The organism is Streptomyces sp. NPDC015032 (genome assembly GCF_043080425.1).
Taxonomy (GTDB): Bacteria; Actinomycetota; Actinomycetes; order Streptomycetales; family Streptomycetaceae; genus Streptomyces.
In genome coordinates, this window is sequence record NZ_JBIBVN010000004.1 from 82,426 (window position 1) to 100,965 (window position 18,540).

At 72.2% G+C, this 18,540-nt stretch carries 18 protein-coding genes; 4 read left to right on the forward strand and 14 right to left on the reverse strand.

Features of this window, described 5'->3' with window-relative positions; all coding sequences use genetic code 11:
• The first annotated feature begins 48 nt into the window (after positions 1-48).
• On the forward strand, positions 49-774 hold the full coding sequence (locus ACF08M_RS08805) for a TetR/AcrR family transcriptional regulator (protein WP_392184548.1): 726 nt from the start codon (positions 49-51) through the stop codon (positions 772-774).
• A 143-nt stretch (positions 775-917) separates the two neighbouring features.
• Here ACF08M_RS08805 and ACF08M_RS08810 read toward each other — a convergent pair whose 3' ends face one another.
• Genes ACF08M_RS08810 through tsaB form a run of 4 tightly spaced genes read right to left on the reverse strand, consistent with a single transcriptional unit; the run spans position 918 to position 3,482 of the window.
• Complete coding sequence (locus ACF08M_RS08810; RefSeq protein ID WP_392184549.1) at positions 918-1,202, reverse strand: hypothetical protein; 285 nt, start codon at positions 1,200-1,202, stop codon at positions 918-920.
• Entirely contained in the window at positions 1,199-2,317 is a 1,119-nt protein-coding gene (tsaD, locus tag ACF08M_RS08815) for a tRNA (adenosine(37)-N6)-threonylcarbamoyltransferase complex transferase subunit TsaD (RefSeq protein WP_392184550.1), read from the reverse strand. The genes ACF08M_RS08810 and tsaD overlap by 4 nt, the downstream gene beginning before the upstream one ends.
• Positions 2,317-2,832 (reverse strand): ribosomal protein S18-alanine N-acetyltransferase, encoded by a 516-nt coding sequence (gene rimI / locus ACF08M_RS08820; protein WP_392184551.1) that lies wholly within the window; start codon positions 2,830-2,832, stop codon positions 2,317-2,319. The genes tsaD and rimI overlap by 1 nt, the downstream gene beginning before the upstream one ends.
• A complete protein-coding gene (tsaB, locus tag ACF08M_RS08825; protein WP_392184552.1) occupies positions 2,829-3,482 on the reverse strand; it encodes a tRNA (adenosine(37)-N6)-threonylcarbamoyltransferase complex dimerization subunit type 1 TsaB in 654 nt (217 codons plus the stop codon). The genes rimI and tsaB overlap by 4 nt, the downstream gene beginning before the upstream one ends.
• 177 nt (positions 3,483-3,659) lie before the next feature.
• Here tsaB and ACF08M_RS08830 point away from each other — a divergent pair, with 177 nt between their 5' ends.
• Complete coding sequence (locus tag ACF08M_RS08830) at positions 3,660-4,208, forward strand: hypothetical protein (RefSeq protein WP_392184803.1); 549 nt, start codon at positions 3,660-3,662, stop codon at positions 4,206-4,208.
• A 17-nt stretch (positions 4,209-4,225) separates the two neighbouring features.
• Here ACF08M_RS08830 and ACF08M_RS08835 read toward each other — a convergent pair whose 3' ends face one another.
• From ACF08M_RS08835 to ACF08M_RS08875, 9 genes are all read right to left on the reverse strand, one after another.
• Complete coding sequence (locus ACF08M_RS08835) at positions 4,226-4,411, reverse strand: hypothetical protein (RefSeq protein WP_392184553.1); 186 nt, start codon at positions 4,409-4,411, stop codon at positions 4,226-4,228.
• 287 nt (positions 4,412-4,698) lie between these two features.
• The gene (tsaE, locus tag ACF08M_RS08840) at positions 4,699-5,262 is read right to left on the reverse strand and encodes a tRNA (adenosine(37)-N6)-threonylcarbamoyltransferase complex ATPase subunit type 1 TsaE (protein ID WP_392184554.1); all 564 of its coding nucleotides are present in this window, start codon (positions 5,260-5,262) and stop codon (positions 4,699-4,701) included.
• On the reverse strand, positions 5,231-6,496 hold the full coding sequence (locus ACF08M_RS08845) for an alpha/beta fold hydrolase (RefSeq protein WP_392184555.1): 1,266 nt from the start codon (positions 6,494-6,496) through the stop codon (positions 5,231-5,233). Before ACF08M_RS08845 ends, tsaE begins: the two co-directional genes overlap by 32 nt.
• A 93-nt stretch (positions 6,497-6,589) precedes the next feature.
• Positions 6,590-7,744 carry an alanine racemase gene (alr, locus tag ACF08M_RS08850; RefSeq protein WP_392184556.1) on the reverse strand — a complete coding sequence of 385 codons (1,155 nt, stop codon included), beginning with the start codon at positions 7,742-7,744 and terminating at the stop codon, positions 6,590-6,592.
• A 119-nt stretch (positions 7,745-7,863) separates the two neighbouring features.
• A complete protein-coding gene (locus tag ACF08M_RS08855) occupies positions 7,864-8,262 on the reverse strand; it encodes a DUF488 domain-containing protein (RefSeq protein WP_392184557.1) in 399 nt (132 codons plus the stop codon).
• A gap of 104 nt (positions 8,263-8,366) precedes the next feature.
• Positions 8,367-9,848: an NAD(P)H-hydrate dehydratase gene (locus ACF08M_RS08860; RefSeq protein ID WP_392184558.1), complete on the reverse strand. Its 1,482-nt coding sequence runs from the start codon at positions 9,846-9,848 to the stop codon at positions 8,367-8,369.
• A gap of 4 nt (positions 9,849-9,852) precedes the next feature.
• A complete protein-coding gene (locus ACF08M_RS08865; protein ID WP_389791336.1) occupies positions 9,853-10,221 on the reverse strand; it encodes a holo-ACP synthase in 369 nt (122 codons plus the stop codon).
• Positions 10,222-10,241: 20 nt separating this feature from the next.
• Complete coding sequence (gene glmS, locus ACF08M_RS08870) at positions 10,242-12,089, reverse strand: glutamine--fructose-6-phosphate transaminase (isomerizing) (protein WP_392184559.1); 1,848 nt, start codon at positions 12,087-12,089, stop codon at positions 10,242-10,244.
• Between the two features lie 141 nt (positions 12,090-12,230).
• Positions 12,231-13,250, reverse strand: coding sequence for a LacI family DNA-binding transcriptional regulator (locus ACF08M_RS08875; protein WP_392184560.1), 1,020 nt, complete (start codon positions 13,248-13,250; stop codon positions 12,231-12,233).
• A gap of 102 nt (positions 13,251-13,352) precedes the next feature.
• Between ACF08M_RS08875 and ACF08M_RS08880 the strand changes: the two genes are divergently transcribed.
• The gene (locus ACF08M_RS08880) at positions 13,353-15,233 is read left to right on the forward strand and encodes an amidohydrolase (protein ID WP_392184561.1); all 1,881 of its coding nucleotides are present in this window, start codon (positions 13,353-13,355) and stop codon (positions 15,231-15,233) included.
• 482 nt (positions 15,234-15,715) lie between these two features.
• Here ACF08M_RS08880 and ACF08M_RS08885 read toward each other — a convergent pair whose 3' ends face one another.
• Complete coding sequence (locus ACF08M_RS08885; protein ID WP_392184562.1) at positions 15,716-16,543, reverse strand: alpha/beta fold hydrolase; 828 nt, start codon at positions 16,541-16,543, stop codon at positions 15,716-15,718.
• A gap of 511 nt (positions 16,544-17,054) precedes the next feature.
• On the opposite strand from ACF08M_RS08885, the gene ACF08M_RS08890 reads away from it, so the two are divergent.
• Entirely contained in the window at positions 17,055-18,509 is a 1,455-nt protein-coding gene (locus ACF08M_RS08890) for an ATP-binding protein (RefSeq protein WP_392184563.1), read from the forward strand.
• The last annotated feature ends 31 nt before the right edge of the window (positions 18,510-18,540 follow it).

Genomic DNA, 18,540 nt, shown 5'->3' on the forward strand with positions numbered 1-18,540 from the left:
ACGCGTATAAAAATTAATCGCGGGCAACGGACGGGGGACAATGCCCGGATGCCAGGGACAGAGGAGACGCCAGGAGCGGCAAAGGCGTCAGGAACAACGAGGAAGCGGACCGCGGCGAAACGGTCCGTGGGGCGGCCCCGCAGGCTCGACCCGGACGCGATGGTCGCCACCGCGCGCCGCATCATCGAGGAAGAGGGCCTGGACGCCCTGAGCATGCGGCGGGTGGCGAAGGAGCTCGGCTCGACGCCGATGGCGCTCTACCACTACGTGCAGGACAAGGACGAGCTGCTCATGCTCACCCTGTCGGGCACCGCGGCCGCCTTCCCGCGCCCCGAACTGCCCGAGGACCCGCGCGAGCGGCTGCTCGCGGTGGCGGTGCACATGCACGGCATCCTGGCGCAGATCCCCTGGGTGCTGGACATCCTGGCGCTGGGCGAGCTGACCGACAGGAACGCGCTGTGGATGGTCGAGGAGATCATCGACTCGGCGCTCGCCTGCGGCCTCTCCCCCGCCCGTGCGGTACGCGCGTACCGGACGATCTGGAGTTACGTCTATGGCGACCTGGTCTTCCGCCGAGCGGCCGAACGCCGCGCGCAGCACCCGCCGAGCGGGCGCCACTTCCCCGAGATGGTCACCGAGGAGGACGCGTCCGCGCTGCCCCGGCTGACAGAGGTCAAGGACCGGTGGCGCGAGTACGCCGCCGACTACGAGGTGGCCGAGGAACTCGACGCGATCATCGAGGGGCTGATCAGCCGAGGGACTTCCCGGGGCTGATCAGCGCCCCGGGGCCGGGCCGCCTCCCGGGACCGAGCAACCTCCCGGACCGGGCCGCCGCCCGGGGCCGGGCAACTTCCCAGGGCCGGGCAACTTCCCAGGGCTGATCAGCGCCCCGGGGCCGAGGAACCTCCCGGGGCCGGTCAGCCGGGGGACTCGACGGCGCCCAGGGACTCGAAGCGCCAGCGGTGCACCGGGCGGGTGATCAACTCGGCGTCCGGCTCCGGGAGTTCGGGAAGCTCGTCACCGTACGCCCCTTCCCACCAGGTGATGACCAGGACCCGGTCCTGCGGGGCGCGCAGCAGCTCGCGCCGCAGCGGCTCGCGGGCCAGTTCGGCCGACCGGGCCCGTGCCCACTCCAGGAGCTCGGAGCCCCTGCCGCCGGCGGCGCGGGCCTCCCACATCAACGCGACGGTCGTACCGCTCATGAGTAGAGGTTGTCCTTGCTGATCTCGTGGACGTGATCGTGGTCGTGCGTGTGACCGTGGCCGTGCATGCCGGCACCGGGGACGTGGGGGTCGGTCACCGGCAGCGACGAGTCCGCGGACAGCTCCAGGTCCGAGGCCGCCCTGCCCCGGGCCACCATCTCCGCGCCCAGCGCCGCGACCATCGCCCCGTTGTCCGTGCACAGCCCCGGCCTCGGCACCCGCAGCCGGATGCCGGCCCGCTCGCACCGCTCCTCGGCCAGCGCCCGCAGCCGTGAATTGGCCGCGACACCGCCGCCGATCATCAGGTGGTCGACGCCCTCGTCCTTGCAGGCCCGGACGGCCTTGCGGGTGAGCACGTCCACCACGGCCTCCTGGAAGGACGCCGCCACATCCCGTACCGGCACCTCCTCGCCCGCCGCCCGCTTGGCCTCGATCCAGCGGGCCACGGAGGTCTTCAGGCCGGAGAAGGAGAAGTCGTACGCGGGATCGCGCGAACCGCTCAGTCCGCGCGGGAACGCGATCGCCTTCGGGTCGCCCTCCCTCGCCAGCCGGTCGATGACCGGGCCGCCGGGGAAGCCGAGGTCCAGCACCCGGGCGATCTTGTCGAAGGCCTCGCCCGCCGCGTCGTCGATGGTCGCGCCCAGCGGCCGTACGTCGTTGGTGATGTCCGGCGCGAGCAGCAGCGAGGAGTGGCCGCCGCTGACCAGCAGCGCCATGGTCGGCTCGGGCAGCGGGCCGTGCTCCAGCTGGTCGACGCAGATGTGCGAGGCGAGGTGGTTCACCCCGTAGAGGGGCTTGCCCAGCGCGTACGCGTACGCCTTCGCCGCGGAGACGCCGACGAGCAGCGCGCCCGCGAGCCCGGGACCGGCCGTGACGGAGATGCCGTCGAGGTCGCGGGCGCTGATCCCGGCCTCCTTCAGGGCGCGCTCGATGGTGGGGACCATCGCCTCCAGGTGCGCGCGGGAGGCGATCTCCGGGACGACGCCGCCGAAGCGGGCGTGCGTGTCGACGCTGGACGCGACGGCGTCGGCGAGCAGCGTCGTACCGCGGACGATGCCGACGCCGGTCTCGTCGCAGGAGGTCTCGATGCCGAGTACGAGCGGTTCGTCAGCCATCAGTCAGTCTCTGTTCCCTGTACGTGTTCTTGTACGTGTTCTTGTACGTGAAGGCGCATGACGAGTGCGTCGACGTTGCCCGGCTGGTAGTAGCCGCGGCGGAAGCCGATGGGTTCGAAGCCGAAGCGTTCGTACAGCTTCTGCGCCCGCGTGTTGTCGACGCGGACTTCGAGGAGCACCTCGGCGCACTCGAAGGCCGTGGCGTGTTTCAGCAGATCGGTGAGGAGTTCGGAGCCGAGGCCGCCGCCCCAGTGGCCGCGGGTGACACCGATCGTCTGCACGTCGGCGAGGTCGCCGGCCGCGGCGAGCCCGGCGTAGCCGACGATCCGGCCGGTGGCGGGGTCCTCGGCGACGACGTAGCGGCGGGTGGCCCGCGGGCCGCGGGAGTACGCCAGCTCGGACCAGAACATGCCGGCCGACCAGGCGTCGTCCGGGAACAGCTCGTGTTCGAGCTCCAGCACCGGATCGATGTCCCACCAGCGCATCTCGCGCAGTACGGCAGTCGTGCTCGTCACTTCGGGGTGACCACCTTGTAGTTCTTCGGGACCTGGGCGTCGGGCCTGCGGAGGTAGAGCGGCAGCGGCGGCAGCAGTTCCGCACCCGCGGCAAGCCGCTCGACGGCGACGGCGGCCAGCGCACCGGCACTGACGTGCTCGGGGCCGCGGGCGTCCCTGAACGCCTCGGGGTAGAGCACCGCGCCCGCCCCGACGACAGGGAGTCCGGCGAGCCGCTCGGCGAGGTCGGCAGGCCGGTCGACGGCGGGCTCCGTGACGCGCGTACGGAAGTCCTCGTAGCGCGCCCAGTAGACCTCCTTGCGGCGGGCGTCCGTCGCGACGGCGAACGGGCCTTCCAGTCCGGCGGCGTACGCGAGGCCGTCCAGGGTGCACACCCCGTGCACGGGTACGGAGAGGGCGGAGCCGAAGGTCGCGGCCGTGACCAGGCCGACCCGCAGCCCGGTGTACGGGCCGGGGCCGACGCCCACGACCACGTCCGTCACGGCGTCGAGTCTCACCCCGGCCTCGGCGAGGACCCGGTCGACGGCGGGCAGCAGGAGTTCCCCGTGCCTTCGGGCATCGACCTGACCGGACTCGGCGACGACGGAGGTCCCGTCGTGCAGGGCGACGGTGACGGCGGGGGTGGCGGTATCCACGGCGAGCAGGAGCACGCAAACAGCCTACGGCTCCCGCGACGGGGGTACGGCGTCATGTACGGCGTCCTGGCAGGACCTGTTCCGGCTGCTACCGTCACCGTGTACACGCGGGTACGACGTAATCGCTAAACGCTTGTACGACATACGGAAGCGAAAGGGGCGCGCACGGTGGCAAGGGGCAGCTCGGGAATCGTGGCCGGGCTCACCGCGGCGGCTCTCGCCGTGGTCGGCTTCCTGGCCTACCAGGCATCGGCGAACGCGCCCGACTCCGTCGCCGCCCCCAAGCCGAAGGTTTCCGGCAGCGCACCCGCCACCAGCCACGACAAGCCGAAGGAAAAGAAAAAGAAGCTGCCGCCGGCGCTTCCGGCCGACTCCGGCACCGGGAAGCGCGTGGTGTACGCCCTGGAGGACCGCCAGGTGTGGCTCGTCGACGAAGCCGGCAAGGCGGTCAGGACCTTCGCGGTCATGCCGAGCGCACTGAGCCCGAAGCCCGGGACGTACCAGGTGGGTACGCCGCGCCAGGGGCCGCCCACCAAGGGCTCGGACGGCGTGCTGATCGAGCACGTGGTGCGGTTCACGATGGTGGAGGGCGTGTCCGTCGGATTCAGCGCGGCGGTGGACGGCTCCATGGAGAGCCCGGACCCGTCGCTGAAGACGGGGGGCGTGCGGATGTCCCGGGCCGACGGGGACGCGGTGTGGGAGTTCGCGACGGTACGCACGAAGGTGGTCGTCGTCCCGTAACGGGGCCCGCGCACGGGCTATGCCGCGTCGCGCCGGGACGGCAGCCCGTCCGTCTCCTCCGCGGCCGGCTCGGCCGGTGGCGTGGACACCGCCGTGGCGGCGGCGCACGAGGCCAGCAGATCCTTCATCGACAGGGCGGACGGCGCCTGCGGCTCCGGCTGGGGCTGCGGCTGTGGCTGCGGGTCACGCTCGGACGTCGGCATGGATGCCTCCTGGAACTCCGGTGAGTGGAGGTCGTGGTTAGGCAGACCTAACCAGGTCTCCCATCCATGTGACCACGACCGCCGCTTTCCGCGCAACAATTTACCGACGGCTTGTCGGAAAGAGTGCGGGACGGCCGAATCAGCACTCGAACGCGCGCTCAGCCCCTCTCCGGCAGTCAGGTGTGTCACCCACCGGGACGGCCGGGCCGTCCCGGCGCTGGTGTTCCGGCGGTGTCCCCGTGGCCGGTGCCGAACGGGTCCACCCCGCGGAGCACACCCAGCGGCCCCTACCGGGCCGGTCGCCCCGGCAGTCCGCCCGCCAGTTCCTCGCGCAGGCCCGCCCAGCGCGCCCCGACGCCGATCAGCGTCACCGTGCGCCGTTCGTCGTCCGTGTCGCCGACCGCCCGGTGGATGACCACCTGGAGCCTGTCGTCGGACAGCTCCTCGACCTTGCCGTCGCCCCACTCCACGACCACCACCGACTCCGGCAGCGACACGTCGAGGTCCAGGTCCTCCATCTCGTCGAGTCCGCCGCCCAGGCGGTACGCGTCGACATGGACCAGCGCGGGACCGCCGGTCAGCGAGGGGTGGACGCGGGCGATCACGAAGGTGGGGGACGTGACGGCGCCACGCACCCCGAGGCCCTCGCCCAGCCCCCGGGTCAGTGTCGTCTTCCCGGCGCCGAGCTCGCCGGTGAGCATCACGAGGTCGCCGGGGCGCAGAACGGTGGCGATCCGGCGGCCGAGGGCCTGCATCTGTTCGGGGGACCCGACGGCCAGGGTCATGGCGGCGGTGCCGGGCGCGGCGCCCTCGCCGGCCTCAGTCGCCAGGCTGTTGTGCGGTGCTTCCATGCCCGCCAACGTTAGCCGCTGCCGGTACCGCCCCGACGCGTACCAACAGGTCCGCCAGCCGGTCGGTCACCGTCTCCGGGTGTTCCAGCATCACCAGATGACCGGCGTCCGGGACGATGACCAGCTCCGCCTCCGGGAGCTGGTCCGCGATGGCCTCGCTGTGCGAGCTGGGCGTCACCAGGTCTTTGTCGCCCGCCAGGATCAGCACCGGGAGTTCACGGAAGGCGGGCAGGACGTGGCTCTTGTCGTGTTCGGTGAAGGCCGGGTAGAACTCGGCGACCACATCGATCGGGGTGGACTCGATGAGCCGCTCGGCGAACCGTTCGACCGCCGGGTCCACGTCCCGCGAACCGAACGAGTACCGCTTGATCAGACCAGCGAAGAGATCGGCGGTCGCGCGACGGCCCCGTTCCACCAGCTCGGCCTGGGAGCCGAGCGCCCTGAGCACCCCGGGCAGCACCCGTCGCACCGCGTTCACCCCCGCGATCGGCAGCCCGAAACTGACCTCGCCCAGCTTCCCGCTCGATGTGCCGACGAAGGCGACGGAGGCGACCCGGTCCCGGATGAGCTGGGGGTACTGCTCGGCGAGCGCCATCATCGTCATGCCGCCCATCGAGTGCCCGACCAGCACCAGCCGGCCCTCGGGGGCGGCCGCGTCGATGACCGCCTTCAGATCCCGGCCCAGCTGGTCGATGCCGACCGTCACCCCGTCCGCCTGGGCCCGGCCCCGCTCGGAACGGCCGTGGCTGCGCTGGTCCCAGTGGACGGTGCGGACCAGACCGCGCAGCGCCGCCCGCTGGAAGTGCCAGGAGTCCTGGCTGAGGCAGTAGCCGTGGCTGAAGACGACGGTGACGGGCGCGGGCGCCTTGCGGCCGAAGAGCCTGCGACGGCGCGTACCGGCCCCCGCGGCGGCACCGGTGCCGCCCTCGCCACCCGCCGCGGCCCCGGTGCCGCCGTCGGGTTCGACCTCGTCCACCTCGTAGTACAGCTCGGTGCCGTCATCGGCCGCGGCCCGGCCCGGCAGTCCCCGCAACGAGCCGTACGGCCCCGAGGCGTCCAGCGCGAGCCTGGCCCGCCTGCGCATGCCGCGGCCCACGGTCAGCCGCTCGACGGCGACCCCGGCGGCCGCGCCTGCCGCGATCACACCTATGGCGGCTCCGGCGATCCCCGCCCGGCGCCAGCCGACCGCCGTGGCGGCCGTCGTCACCGAGTCCCCCGCGCTGATCTCGCTCACCGTGCCGCGCTCCTCGTCGGTCGTATCCGTCAGGTCAGGACCGGTCAGTTCCGGTCGTGCTCAGATCGTGCCTGGTCAGGGGCGCTTGACCGGTCAGGACTCGGCCGGGGTGCCATGCAGATGGACGCGCGGCACACGGGCGCCGATCCGGGTGACGATCTCGTACCCGATCGTGTCGGCGGCCCGCGCCCAGTCCTCGGCGCTCGGCTCGCCCCGGTCCCCGGGGCCGAAGAGCACCGCCTCGCTGCCCGCCTCGACCTCGTCCCCGTGGAGGTCGACGACGAACTGGTCCATGGCCACCCCGCCCGCGATCCGCCGCCACACCCCGCCGACCAGGACGGGGGCCCGGCCGGAGGCATGGCGCGGGATGCCGTCCGCGTAGCCGACCGGCACCAGGCCGAGGGTGGTCTCGGCGGAGGTCGTGTAGTGGTGTCCGTAGCCGACTCCGTGACCGGCCGGCACCTGCTTGACCAGGGCGATCGACGCGATGAGCGTCATGACGGGGCGCAGCCCGAAATCGGCCGGGGTGCCCAGCTCGGGGCTGGGCGAGATGCCGTATGTCGCGATCCCGGCCCGTACCAGATCGAAGTGCGCCTCGGGGATCGCCAGCGTCGCCGCGGAGTTCGCCAGGTGGCGCACCTCGGGGTCGACGCCCTGCTTCTCCGCATACGCGACCATGTCGCGGAAGACGTTCAGCTGGGCGGCGATGGAGGGGTGGCCGGGTTCGTCGGCGCAGGCGAAGTGGGACCAGAGGCCGACGATCCTGACGGTGCCCGCGTCCTCGGCGGCGCGGGCGGCGGCGACCAGTTCGGGCCAGTCGGCCGGCTGGCAGCCGTTGCGCCCGAGGCCGGTATCGACCTTGAGGTGGATACGGGCCGGAATACCGGCCTCCGTGGCCGCGGCGACGACCTCGCGCAGGGCCCACATCCCGCTCACCGACACATCGATGTCGGCCTCGATCGCCTCGCGCCAGGGCCCGCCCGGCGTCCACAGCCAGCACATCACGCGGCCGCCGAGCCCGGCCGCCCGCAGGGCGAGGGCCTCCTGCGGCGTCGCGGTGCCCAGCCAGGTCGCCCCGGCCTCCAGCGCGGCACGGGCGCAGGGCACCGCTCCGTGTCCGTACGCGTCGGATTTGACGACGGCCATCAGTTGCGCGCCGCCGGCCAGCGCGCGCAGTACGCGTACGTTGGCGCGCAATGCGGCGAGGTCGATCTCGGCACGGGCTCTCAAGGGCGCTGTCTCGTTCATTGCGCCCAGTCTCTCAGAGGCGTACGGCAGCCCCTTCGGGCGGCGGGCCGGGAGGGGCCGGCCGCCGGGGTCGCCGGCCCTGCCGCGCGCGTACACCTCAGAGGTCACCCGACAGGCTCTCAGCGGTGGCGCAGCTCGTGTTCCAGATGGTCGACGAGGACCGGGACATGGCTGTGCGGTAGGTCCTTGACCGCCGTGACCAAAGTCACCGGGCGGCCCTCGCGGACCAGTTCCACCAGCTCGTCGACGGCCGCCGCGTGGACGGGGTCGGCCAGTTCGGCGCGGTAGCGGTCGACGAAGCCGTCGTAGCGGCTTCCGGTGCGGTCCTCGTGGTACCAGGAGCGGAGCTCCTTCGACGGGGTGACGTCCTTGAGCCACTTGTCGATCCCGGCCCGGTCCTTGGCCACGCCGCGCGGCCAGAGCCGGTCGACGAGGACGCGGGTGCCGTCGCCGTCCTCCTGCGGGTCGTACACCCGGCGTACGCGCACATCGGTGCCGCTGCCCTTGCTGGTGCCCACGATCGGCCCTCCTGTCGGCGTCCGCACGCGGCTGCCCGGCACTGCTCGTCGGGGCCTGCCGCTGCTGGTTGTCGGTGCCTGCCGCTGTCTGCGCCCAGGATCACTCAGGCCCGTACGTCCCGCCACGCCGCCGGGATGGCCTCCGCGACGTCCTGCGCGGCGACCGGGGCGCCGTCCGAGGCGTGCCGGGCGGCCAGGCCGTGCAGGTACGCGCCGGCCGACGCGGCGTCGCGCGGGGCGAGGCCCGCCGCCAGCAGGGAGCCGGTCAGACCGGAGAGGACGTCACCGCTTCCGGCCGTGGCCAGCCAGGAGGTGCCGGTCGGGTTGACCCGTACGGGGGAATGTCCGGCGTCGGCGGCGACCAGGGTCGTCGATCCCTTGAGCAGGACCGTGGCACGGAACCGGGCGGCCAGTTCCCGTACGGCGGCGAGCCGCCCCGCCTCGACCTCCTCGCGCGGGACGCCGAGCAGGGCCGCGGCCTCACCGGCGTGCGGGGTGAGGAGGGTCGGGGCGGTGCGCGCGCGTACGGAGGCGGCGTCGAGCAGCCGCAGCCCGTCCGCGTCCACGAGCACCGGAACGTCCGTCCCCAGCACGTCATGGACCGCCTCCACGGCCTCCGTACCGTCACCGAGCCCCGGCCCGACGACCCATGCCTGCACCTGCCCCGCCTTGGCGGGCGGCCCCGCGTGGACCAGCGTCTCCGGATGGCGGGCGATCACCGCGTCGGCCCCCGGCCCGACGTACCGCACCGCTCCGGCACCGCCCCGCAGCGCCCCGGAGACGGCCAGCACCGCCGCCCCCGGATACCGCGCCGACCCGGCGACGACGCCCACGACACCGCGCCGGTACTTGTCGCTCTCGCTGCCGGGTACCGGCAGGAGCGCGGCGAGGTCCGCGTACTGCAACGCCTCCAGCTCGGGCACCTCGGGCAGCTCCGGGCCGAGCCCGATGTCGACGAGGTGCAACGCGCCCGCCAGCTCGGCGGCCGGGTCGACGAGCAGCCCGGGCTTGTACGTGCCGAAGGTGACGGTCGCGTCGGCCCGCACCGCGTCGCCGAGCACCTCGCCGGTGTCCGCCTCGACGCCGCTGGGCAGGTCGACGGCGACGAAGGCCGCACCGGTCGCCTCGAAGGCCCGCACCAGCGCGGCGGCCTCCGGGCGCAGTCCGCCGCGCCCGCCGATGCCGGTGATCCCGTCCACGACGAGATCGACGTGCCCGCCCCAGGCGCCCGCCACCGCGTCCGCCGCCGTCGCTCCGTCCGCGCCGCCCACCACGCGCCCGCCCGCCGCGAGCAGCGCCCCGAGCCCGCCTTGGTGGACCTGGACCGGCGAGGTGGGCACGGCGCGCACGCCCGCGCCGCGGCGGGCCAGCCGGGCGCCCGCGTACAGCGCGTCGCCCCCGTTGTCGCCGCTGCCGACGAGCAGGACGACCCGGGCCCCGTACACCCGGCCGCGCCGCCGCAGCACATCGGCGCAGGCCGCCGCGAGTCCCGCCGCGGCGCGCTGCATCAGGGCGCCCTCGGGGAGCTTGGCCATCAGGGCGCGCTCGGCGGCCCGTACGGTCTGAACGCTGTAGGCGGTACGCATGTACTCAACCCTCCGCGATCACCACGGCCGACGCCACCCCCGCGTCGTGGCTGAGCGACACGTGCCAGTGCCGTACACCCAGCTCGGCCGCGCGCGCGGCGACCGTGCCGCGGACCCGCAGCCGGGGCTGCCCGCTGTCCTCGACGCACACCTCGGCGTCCGTCCACAGCAGGCCCCCCGGTGCGCCGAGTGCCTTCGCGAGGGCCTCCTTGGCGGCGAACCGGGCGGCGAGCGAGGCGATTCCCCGCCGCTCGCCGCTGGGCAGCAGCAGCTCGCTCTCCAGGAAGAGCCGGTCGGCCAGATGCGGCGTTCGCTCCAGCGCCGCATCGAACCGTTCGATCTCGGCCACATCGATCCCGACCCCGATGATCACGCGTGTTCCCTCGACTCTCGCTACTCCACGGTCACGGACTTCGCCAGATTGCGCGGCTGGTCCACATCGTTGCCGCGGGCCGTCGCCAGTTCGCAGGCGAAGACCTGCAAGGGCACGGTCGACACCAGCGGCTGAAGCAGCGTAGGCGTAACGGGAATCCTGATCAGGTGGTCGGCGTACGGGACGACCGCCTCGTCGCCCTCCTCGGCGATGACGACGGTGCGCGCGCCACGGGCCCGGATCTCCTGGATGTTCGACACGATCTTGTCGTGCAGCACCGACCGGCCACGCGGCGAGGGCACGACCACGACGACCGGCAGACCGTCCTCGATGAGGGCGATCGGCCCGTGCTTGAGCTCGCCCGCGGCGAAACCCTCGGCGTGCATGTACGCGAGTTCCTTGAGCTTCAGCGCGCCTTCCAGGGCCACGGGGTAGCCGACGTGACGGCCCAGGAAGAGCACGGTGTCGTGGCCGGCGAGAGAGCGGGCCAGCGCGCGTACGGGTTCCATGGTCCGAAGGACCCGTCCGACCGCCCCGGAGATCTCGGCGAGCTGACGGATGACGGTCCGGATCTCGTCGCCCCACTTCGTCCCGCGGATCTGCCCGAGATACAGGGCGACGAGGTAGCAGGCGACGAGCTGGGTGAGGAACGCCTTGGTGGAGGCGACGGCGACCTCGGGCCCGGCGTGCGTGTAGAGCACGGCGTCGGACTCGCGGGGGATGGTGGAGCCGTTCGTGTTGCAGATGGCGAGAACCTTCGCGCCCTGCTCGCGGGCGTGCCGCAGGGCCATCAGGGTGTCCATCGTCTCGCCGGACTGCGAGATCGCGACGACGAGGGTGCGGTGGTCGAGGATCGGGTCGCGGTAGCGGAACTCGCTGGCCAGCTCGGTCTCGCAGGGGATCCGGGTCCAGTGCTCGATGGCGTACTTGGCGATCATCCCGGCGTGGAACGCGGTGCCGCAGGCGACGATGACGACCTTGTCGACCTCGCGGAGCTCGTGGGGCGGCATCCGCACCTCGTCGAGGTGGAGCGTGCCCGCGCCGTCGATCCGCCCGAGGAGCGTGTCGGCGACGGCCTTGGGCTGTTCGGCGATCTCCTTGAGCATGAAGGAGGCGTGGCCGCCCTTCTCGGCGGCGGAGACGTCCCAGTCCACGTGGTACTCGCGGACGTCGGCGGGCCGCCCGTCGAAGCCGGTGACGGTGACGCCGTCCCGGCGCAGCTCCACCACCTGGTCCTGGCCCAGCTCGATCGCCGAGCGGGTGTGCGCGATGAACGCGGCCACGTCGGAGGCCAGGAACGACTCGCCCTCCCCCACCCCCACCACGAGCGGTGAGTTGCGCCGGGCCCCGACCACCGTGCCGGGGTCGTCCGCGTGCAGGGCGACGAGGGTGAAGGCACCCTCCAGCCGCCGGCAGACCTGCCGCATCGCCTCCGCCAGGTCCGCGCAGGATGAGAACGCCTCGGCGAGGAGGTGGGCGACGACCTCGGTGTCGGTCTCGGAGGCCAGGTCGTGGCCGCGCTCGGCGAGTTCGGCGCGCAGGGAGGCGAAGTTCTCGATGATCCCGTTGTGTACGACGGCGACGCGTCCGGCGTTGTCGAGATGCGGGTGGGCGTTGGCGTCGGTGGGGGCGCCGTGAGTGGCCCAGCGGGTGTGCCCGATCCCGGTGGTCCCGGCCGGGAGCGGGGCCTCGGCCAGCGCCTTCTCCAGATTGACGAGCTTCCCGGCCTTCTTCGCGGCGGCCAGCCCGCCGTCCGCGAGGACGGCGATGCCCGCCGAGTCGTAGCCCCGGTATTCGAGGCGCTTGAGACCCATGACGACGACGTCCTGCGCCGACTGCCCACCGACGTACCCGACAATTCCGCACATACCATTGCCTTCCTGGTCGGATCATCCCGTTTCTCCGCATCGTCCCAGAAGGCGAACGGGGCGGCAGAAATCGAGCCGCCGGCGCGGAGAAGGCACTACGCCCGTAGGCCCTTGCCATGACCGACAACCGACGTGGGTGTCTCAGCCTCCCGGCCGAGTACCGCCGGGCCGGGCCCGGCGGTGCGAGGAGCGGCGGGGGTGGAGGACAGCCGGGACCGTCAGGGCGCCGGGGGGTGGTGGCGGGGCGCCGGGAGTCAGGCTGGAGACCAGGGCTGTCACCGCGGTCTCGGCGATCGTCGCGGGGTGCAGGGTCACGGTGCTCACCGGTGGATCGGTCTCGGCGTATGCCTGGTCCTCGCTGGCGCAGACGAGGAGGAGGTCGTCGGGGACCCGCAGGCCATGGCGGGCCGCCGCGGCCAGGGCCTGGCGACCGCCGGAGTCGTAGACCGTGTAGACCGCGTCGCAGGCGTGGGCGGCGAAGGCCGCGTCGAAGCCGTGGCCCGGGGCGTCGTGCGGGTCGAAGGTGAGGAGCAGTGGCGTCCGGCCGTGCTCGTGGCACCACTGCTCGTACACGCGGGTCACCACCCGGGTGTAGTGCTCGTCGCCGTACCCGGCGTGCAGAGCGATCCGCCGGGCGCCCGAGGCCGCCAGGTGGCTGAGCACCTCGCGGGTGGTGGCGGTGTGGTCGTTGTCGACCCAGACGTCCCCTGGCCTCGGATCGACGGGCCGGCCGTCGAAGACGAGCGGGATGTCCCGGGCGCGCAGCGCGCGCAGCACCGGGTCGTCCATGGGGCTGTCGATGAGCAGCATGCCGTCCACGGTGAGGGTGTGCCAGGGCGTCCCGGCCCCGCAGGTGGCGGGGAGGATCGTCAGGGCGTAGCCGTGCGCGTGCGCGGTGGCGGTGGCGGCGGTGAGGAACCGGGCGAAGTACGGGACGTCGAAGAAGTTCCAAGCCGATCCGGCGTAGGTCGTGACGGCCACGCCCAGGGTTTTCCCGGTCCGCGGGGTCCGCTGGTAGCCGTACCCGAGCGTGGTGGCCACCTCGCAGACCCGGCGGCGCGTGGAGTCGGCGAGCCGGCCGGTTCCGTTGAGAGCGTGCGAGACGGTGGCGGTGGAAACCTCCGCGGCTCGTGCCACATCGGCGAGAGTGGGCCCTGACATGACCTCATCCTACGGATTCCGTCGTTCCGGGCGGGTTCTGGTTACGGCGTTAATCAAAGAGTGTCCGGCCACAGCGAATGCAGTCGAACCCTTGGAGTGGTCATGACTTCTTCTCTCGCCCGGCGGACCATGCTCGCCGCAGGCGCGGCCGGACTGGTAGGTGTGGCGGCCGGCCCCGCCGCGGCCGCCACGAATCGGAGCGCCGCGGCCCTGGTTGTCCACAACGCACGGGTGTTCACCGGGCTCCCCGGCTCCCGACCCGTCGAGGCCGTGGCCGTCGGGCACGACGGCCGGATCATCGCCACCGGCCGGGGCCGCGAACTGCAGCGCCTGGTCGGACGGGGCACCGAAGTCGTCGACGCGCGCGGGGCGACCGTGATGAGCGGCATCCACGACGGCCATGTGCACCCGCTCAGCGCGGGCGAGCGCTCACTGCGCCCCTCTCTGGGGGGCGCCGAGACGACCGCCGACGAACTCCTCGCGATCCTCACCGGCTTCCTCCAGGACACGCCCGGCCAGGAGCCCGACGGCTGGCTGGTGGTCTCGGACTGGAACCCGATCGGGTTGCTGCCGCAGGGCACCCTCCCCCACCACTCCCTGCTCGACACTCTTCCCACCCGCCGCCCGATCGCCCTCCTCGGGGGCGACGGCCACAACGCCTGGGTCAACGCCCGCGCCCTGGAGATCGCCGGCATCACCGCGACAACCCCCGATCCGGTGGGCGGAAAGATCGTGAAGGGGCCGGACGGGAAGCCCAGCGGGGTACTCAAGGACGACGCCCAGAACCTGGTGAACCGTCACATCCCGGAGCCGAGCGAGGCCGAACTGGTCGCCGCCTGCTCCCGGGTCCTCGCCCAGGCGGCGGCCTCCGGGGTGACCACGATGATGGACGCGGTGGTCGGGCGGAGTCAGCTGACGACGTACCAGGCCCTCGCAAAGGCGGGGAAGCTGCCGCAGCGGATCGTCCCCGCGATCAGTATCGACTCGGACCTGGCGAAGGACCCGGCGGCGGCGCTCGCCCATGCACGCGGGCTGCGGGGCGCCTTCCAGGACGTACCGGGGCTGCGGTTCGGGACGATCAAGGTGTTCCTCGACGGGGTGATCGAGTACCCGGCGCAGACCGCGGCGCTCCTGGAGCCCTATCTGGACGGCTCCGGACACCCGACGGACAACCGGGGTGAGCTGTATGTCTCCGCGCAGGATTACGGGCGGCTGACCGCGGCCTTCAACCGGGCCGGCTGGCAGATGCATGCCCATGGGCTCGGTGACCGCGCGGTGCGTACGGCGCTGGACGGGTACGCGTACGCCCGGCGCACGACCGGGGTGCGCGGTGCCCGGAACACCATCGCTCACCTCCAGGTGGTGGACCCGGCGGACCTGGGGCGGTTCGCCGCACTGGACGTGGTGGCCTGCATGCAGCTCCAGTGGGCGACACAGGACACGTGGACGATGGAGGCGCTCCTGCCGTACATCGGGCCCGAGCGACACCGGTGGATGTACCCCGCCCGCTCCCTGGAGCGGGCAGGGGCCCGGCTCTCGGGCGGTTCGGACTGGCCGGTCGACCCGCTCCAGGTGTGGAACCAGATCCGTACGGCGATCGACCGCACGGGCTCGGAGGGCGAGGGTCCGCTCCACCGGGAGCTGGAGGGGCTGAGCCGTACGTCGACGCTGCGGATGCACACGTACGGCACGGCATGGCAGCTGCGCATGGACCGGCTGACGGGAACTGTCCGGCCCGGGCTGGCGGCGGATCTGATCGTTCTCGACCGTGATGTGACGGAATGCCCGGTGGCCGACATCAGCGACACCCGTGTCGAGCTGACCCTGGTGGGCGGCCGGGTCATCCACGACTCGAAGTCGTCGGCGGGCCGGGCCTCGGTCGCGCGACTCGACCGGGCCGCCGCCGTGCCCCGTCCGGCGGCGTACGCGGCGGTGCACGGCGGACGACACCGGGCCTGCGACCACGGCGACGACCGGTCGTAGCGATCCCGCCTCCGTATGGCCGCGGCCGGCGCTGCGGGCCCACACCTGGGCCCGCAGTGCGGAGGGACAGCGGAGCCGGGTGCGGGAGCAAGGAAGTCGCGCCGGAGCCGGAATCCCGGCAAACCGTCGCACGTCGGCCTGGCCCGGCCGACGGCCCGCATGCGCTATAGTTGATCTTGTCAGCACGCCGCAACATGCGGCGCCTGACGCTGCGTTGGTGGTCCAAGGAAAGACGCCCCACTTCCCGTGGGGAAATGCAGGTGCAAGGCCTGCCCAGCGCTCGCTCACGAAGCCCTTCCCTCCACCGGGGAAGGGCTTCGTCATGTTCCCCCGACGCGACGTTCGGCGGCGGCTTTCGTTTCCGCGACCGGGCCGGTCGATCGGCGTCGCCCCGCACTGGGCGATGGCCCCACCCGGCCGGAGCGTGAAGAAGCCGGGCCGCCGCCCTGAACGGCCCGGCTTCTTCACGGCGAACCGGTGGTTCAGCGTTCGAGGAACTCCAGGAGGTCCTTGTTGAACCTCTCCTTGTCGCCCGGTACGAGGGCGATGCCGTGGGAGCCGCCCTCGTAGACCTTGAGGGTCGCATCCGGGACGAGTGCGGCGGACTTGCGGCCCGTGGCGTCGATGGGGACGACCTGGTCGTCGTCGCCATGGACGACGAGCGTCGGGATGTCGAACTTCTTCAGGTCCTCGTGGAAGTCCGTGGCCGCGAAGGCGTCGACACAGGCGACACCGCCCTCGATGGTCTGGGCCATGGCCATGTACCAGAAGGCGTCCTGGTTGCCCCGGGTGACCTTGTTGCCGTCACGGTTCGCGCCGAAGAAGCCGACGGCGGTGTCCTTCCAGAACTGCGAACGCTCGGCGAGGATGCCCTTCTTGATGCCGTCGAAGACCGGCTGCGGTACGCCCTCGGGATTGTCGGGACCCTTGAGCATCAGCGGGGTGATCGCCGAGAGCAGGACGGCCGACCTGATCCGGCCGGTGCCGTGGCGGCCGATGTAACGGGCGAGTTCGCCGCCGCCCATCGAGTGCCCGACCAGCGTGACGTCCCGCAGGTCCAGTCGGGTGATCAGGTCGTTCAGGTCGTCCGCGAAGGTGTCGAAGTCGTAGCCGTCCCAGACCGGGGTCGAGCGGCCGTGCCCGCGCCGGTCGTGCGCGATGCCGCGGAACCCATGGTCCGCGACCAACTTGAGCTGGTCCTGCCAGGCGTCCCCGTTCAGGGGCCAGCCGTGGATGAAGACGACGGGGCGGCCGCGGCCCCAGTCCTTGTAGAAGATCTCGACACCGTCGCGCGTGGTCACCGTGGGCATACGTGTTGTCCTCTCGGGTGTGCCGGCCGGCCGCACCGATGCCGCCTGTACGAGGAGGCGGACCTGCGGACACGGACCGGGGGAAGTGGAGGCATGGCCGGGGCGAGCTTCGCGCCCGAACCTCTCCTGCCCAGCGTGTCGCCGAATACGGCATCCGCAATCCGAACCCTGGGACCGACAACCGTCTCCGCCACTCCGAGCCCGGCCCGGCGCCAAGGAACGTCCTCGCTCGGGAGCGCCGCCCCCGCCCTGAGGCCGAAAGGCACGCAGGCGTCCGAATGGGCACCCCGTGGTGCCGGCCCGGAGATCATCCGGCCGACCCGGTGCCGATGTCGACGCGGCACCTTCGCCGCCGACGTGGTCGAGGCGGACGGCTCCCGGGCGGCCTCACCGCCCCCGCATTCCTCCCGTAATTCCTCCCGCACCTGGCCGACCACGAAGCCCACGAAGGTCCGTGGCCGTAAAGTAGGAACGGCACATACTTTGAATGGTTCCTACTTCAGGGATGCCCATGGCCTTCACCGGACGCAGTCGTGAATTGCGCATTCTCGGATCCTGGCTGGACAAGGTCAGAACCGCTTCGGGCGGCAGCGCGGGACAGGCGCTGGTGATCAAAGGCCGGCGCCGGATCGGCAAGACCCGGCTGGTGCAGGAGTTCTGCGCACGGTCGGGGCAGCGGTACGTGTTCTTCCAGGCCACCCGAAGCCAGCCCGCGCCGATGGCCCGGCGGGCACTGTTCGAGGCGGTCGCCGGGGGAAATGGCATGACAGAACACGGAGCCGCCCTGGGACAGGCCGCCGCCCCCGAGGACTGGGGCCGGACGCTCGCCGCAGTGGCTGCGGCGCTGCCCGCGGACGAGCCGGTCGTTCTCGTGCTGGACGAGGTCCCCTGGCTGGCCGAGGCAGACGCGGGATTCGATGCGGCACTCAAGACCGCCTGGGACATGCACCTGTCCGCGAAGCCCGTGCTCCTGCTGCTGCTCGGCTCCGATCTCGCGATGATGGACCGGTTGACGTCGTACGAGCATCCCTTCTACGGGAGGGCCGGCCAGTACACCGTGGGACCGCTCAATCCTGCGGACATCCAGGATTCCACCGCGCTCGGCGCTGCGGACGCACTGGACGCATACCTGGTCACCGGGGGTTTCCCCGAGGTCGTGACCGACTGGCGGGCGGGTGAGTCGGTGGCCGGATATCTGACGCGCCAGGTGGAAGACCCTTCGTCGGTGCTGCTGACGACGGGCGAGCGTTCCCTCGCGGCGGAGTTTCCCGCACGGCTCCAGGCCGGCCGGGTGCTGCGTGCGATCGGTTCCGGCGAGCGGACGTTCTCCGGTATCGCCGCAAGCACGGGAGGCGCCGACGGACGCCCACTGGCACACGGCACCCTGGCGCCGATACTGACCGAACTCATCGAAGCGAAGAAGATCGTGGCCGCGGACGTTCCGCTGTCCACCCGGCCCGCCCCGAAGCTCAAGCGCTACCGGATCGACGACACCTACCTGCGGTTCTGGCTGGCGCACCTGGAGAACGCCGTTGCGCAGGCGGAGAGAGGCAGAGGCGACGTATCGGCTGCACGAATTCGACGGTCGTGGCCATCCTGGCGAGGCCGCGCGGTGGAGCCGGTGATCAGGGAGGCACTGGCACGCCGAGTGCCCGACGGACTGTTCCCCGAAGCGACTGAGGTGGGCGGCTGGTGGAACCGTCAGAACAACCCGGAGATCGACCTCGTCGGTGCGGACGCGCAGCCCGTCGCGCGCCGTGTCCTCTTCGTCGGATCGGTGAAGTGGCGTGACGAGACACCTTTCGGCGTACGCGATCTGACGGAGCTCGCGTCAGCGGCACAGCAGGTACCGGGCGCGGAGGGTGCAGCGCTCATCGCGGTCAGCCGCCGACCGCCGACGGGTACGGCAGCGGAAGGGCTGGTCGCCCACTGGGGGCCCGACGACGTACTCGCGGCGTGGCGCTGAACCGCCTGCTCCCCTGCTCAGTGACACCAGT

Excerpts from the sequence above, each read along its gene's own strand:
- ACF08M_RS08810 (WP_392184549.1), bottom strand. The coding sequence starts at position 1,202 with ATGAGCGGTACGACCGTCGCGTTGATGTGGGAGGCCCGCGCCGCCGGC.
- tsaE (WP_392184554.1), bottom strand. The coding sequence starts at position 5,262 with ATGGAAGCACCGCACAACAGCCTGGCGACTGAGGCCGGCGAGGGCGCC.
- alr (WP_392184556.1), bottom strand. The coding sequence starts at position 7,744 with ATGAACGAGACAGCGCCCTTGAGAGCCCGTGCCGAGATCGACCTCGCC.
- glmS (WP_392184559.1), bottom strand. The coding sequence starts at position 12,089 with ATGTGCGGAATTGTCGGGTACGTCGGTGGGCAGTCGGCGCAGGACGTC.
- ACF08M_RS08835 (WP_392184553.1), bottom strand. The coding sequence starts at position 4,411 with ATGCCGACGTCCGAGCGTGACCCGCAGCCACAGCCGCAGCCCCAGCCG.
- ACF08M_RS08875 (WP_392184560.1), bottom strand. The coding sequence starts at position 13,250 with ATGTCAGGGCCCACTCTCGCCGATGTGGCACGAGCCGCGGAGGTTTCC.
- ACF08M_RS08805 (WP_392184548.1), top strand. The coding sequence starts at position 49 with ATGCCAGGGACAGAGGAGACGCCAGGAGCGGCAAAGGCGTCAGGAACA.
- ACF08M_RS08880 (WP_392184561.1), top strand. The coding sequence starts at position 13,353 with ATGACTTCTTCTCTCGCCCGGCGGACCATGCTCGCCGCAGGCGCGGCC.
- tsaD (WP_392184550.1), bottom strand. The coding sequence starts at position 2,317 with ATGGCTGACGAACCGCTCGTACTCGGCATCGAGACCTCCTGCGACGAG.
- ACF08M_RS08860 (WP_392184558.1), bottom strand. The coding sequence starts at position 9,848 with ATGCGTACCGCCTACAGCGTTCAGACCGTACGGGCCGCCGAGCGCGCC.
- ACF08M_RS08890 (WP_392184563.1), top strand. The coding sequence starts at position 17,055 with ATGGCCTTCACCGGACGCAGTCGTGAATTGCGCATTCTCGGATCCTGG.
- ACF08M_RS08885 (WP_392184562.1), bottom strand. The coding sequence starts at position 16,543 with ATGCCCACGGTGACCACGCGCGACGGTGTCGAGATCTTCTACAAGGAC.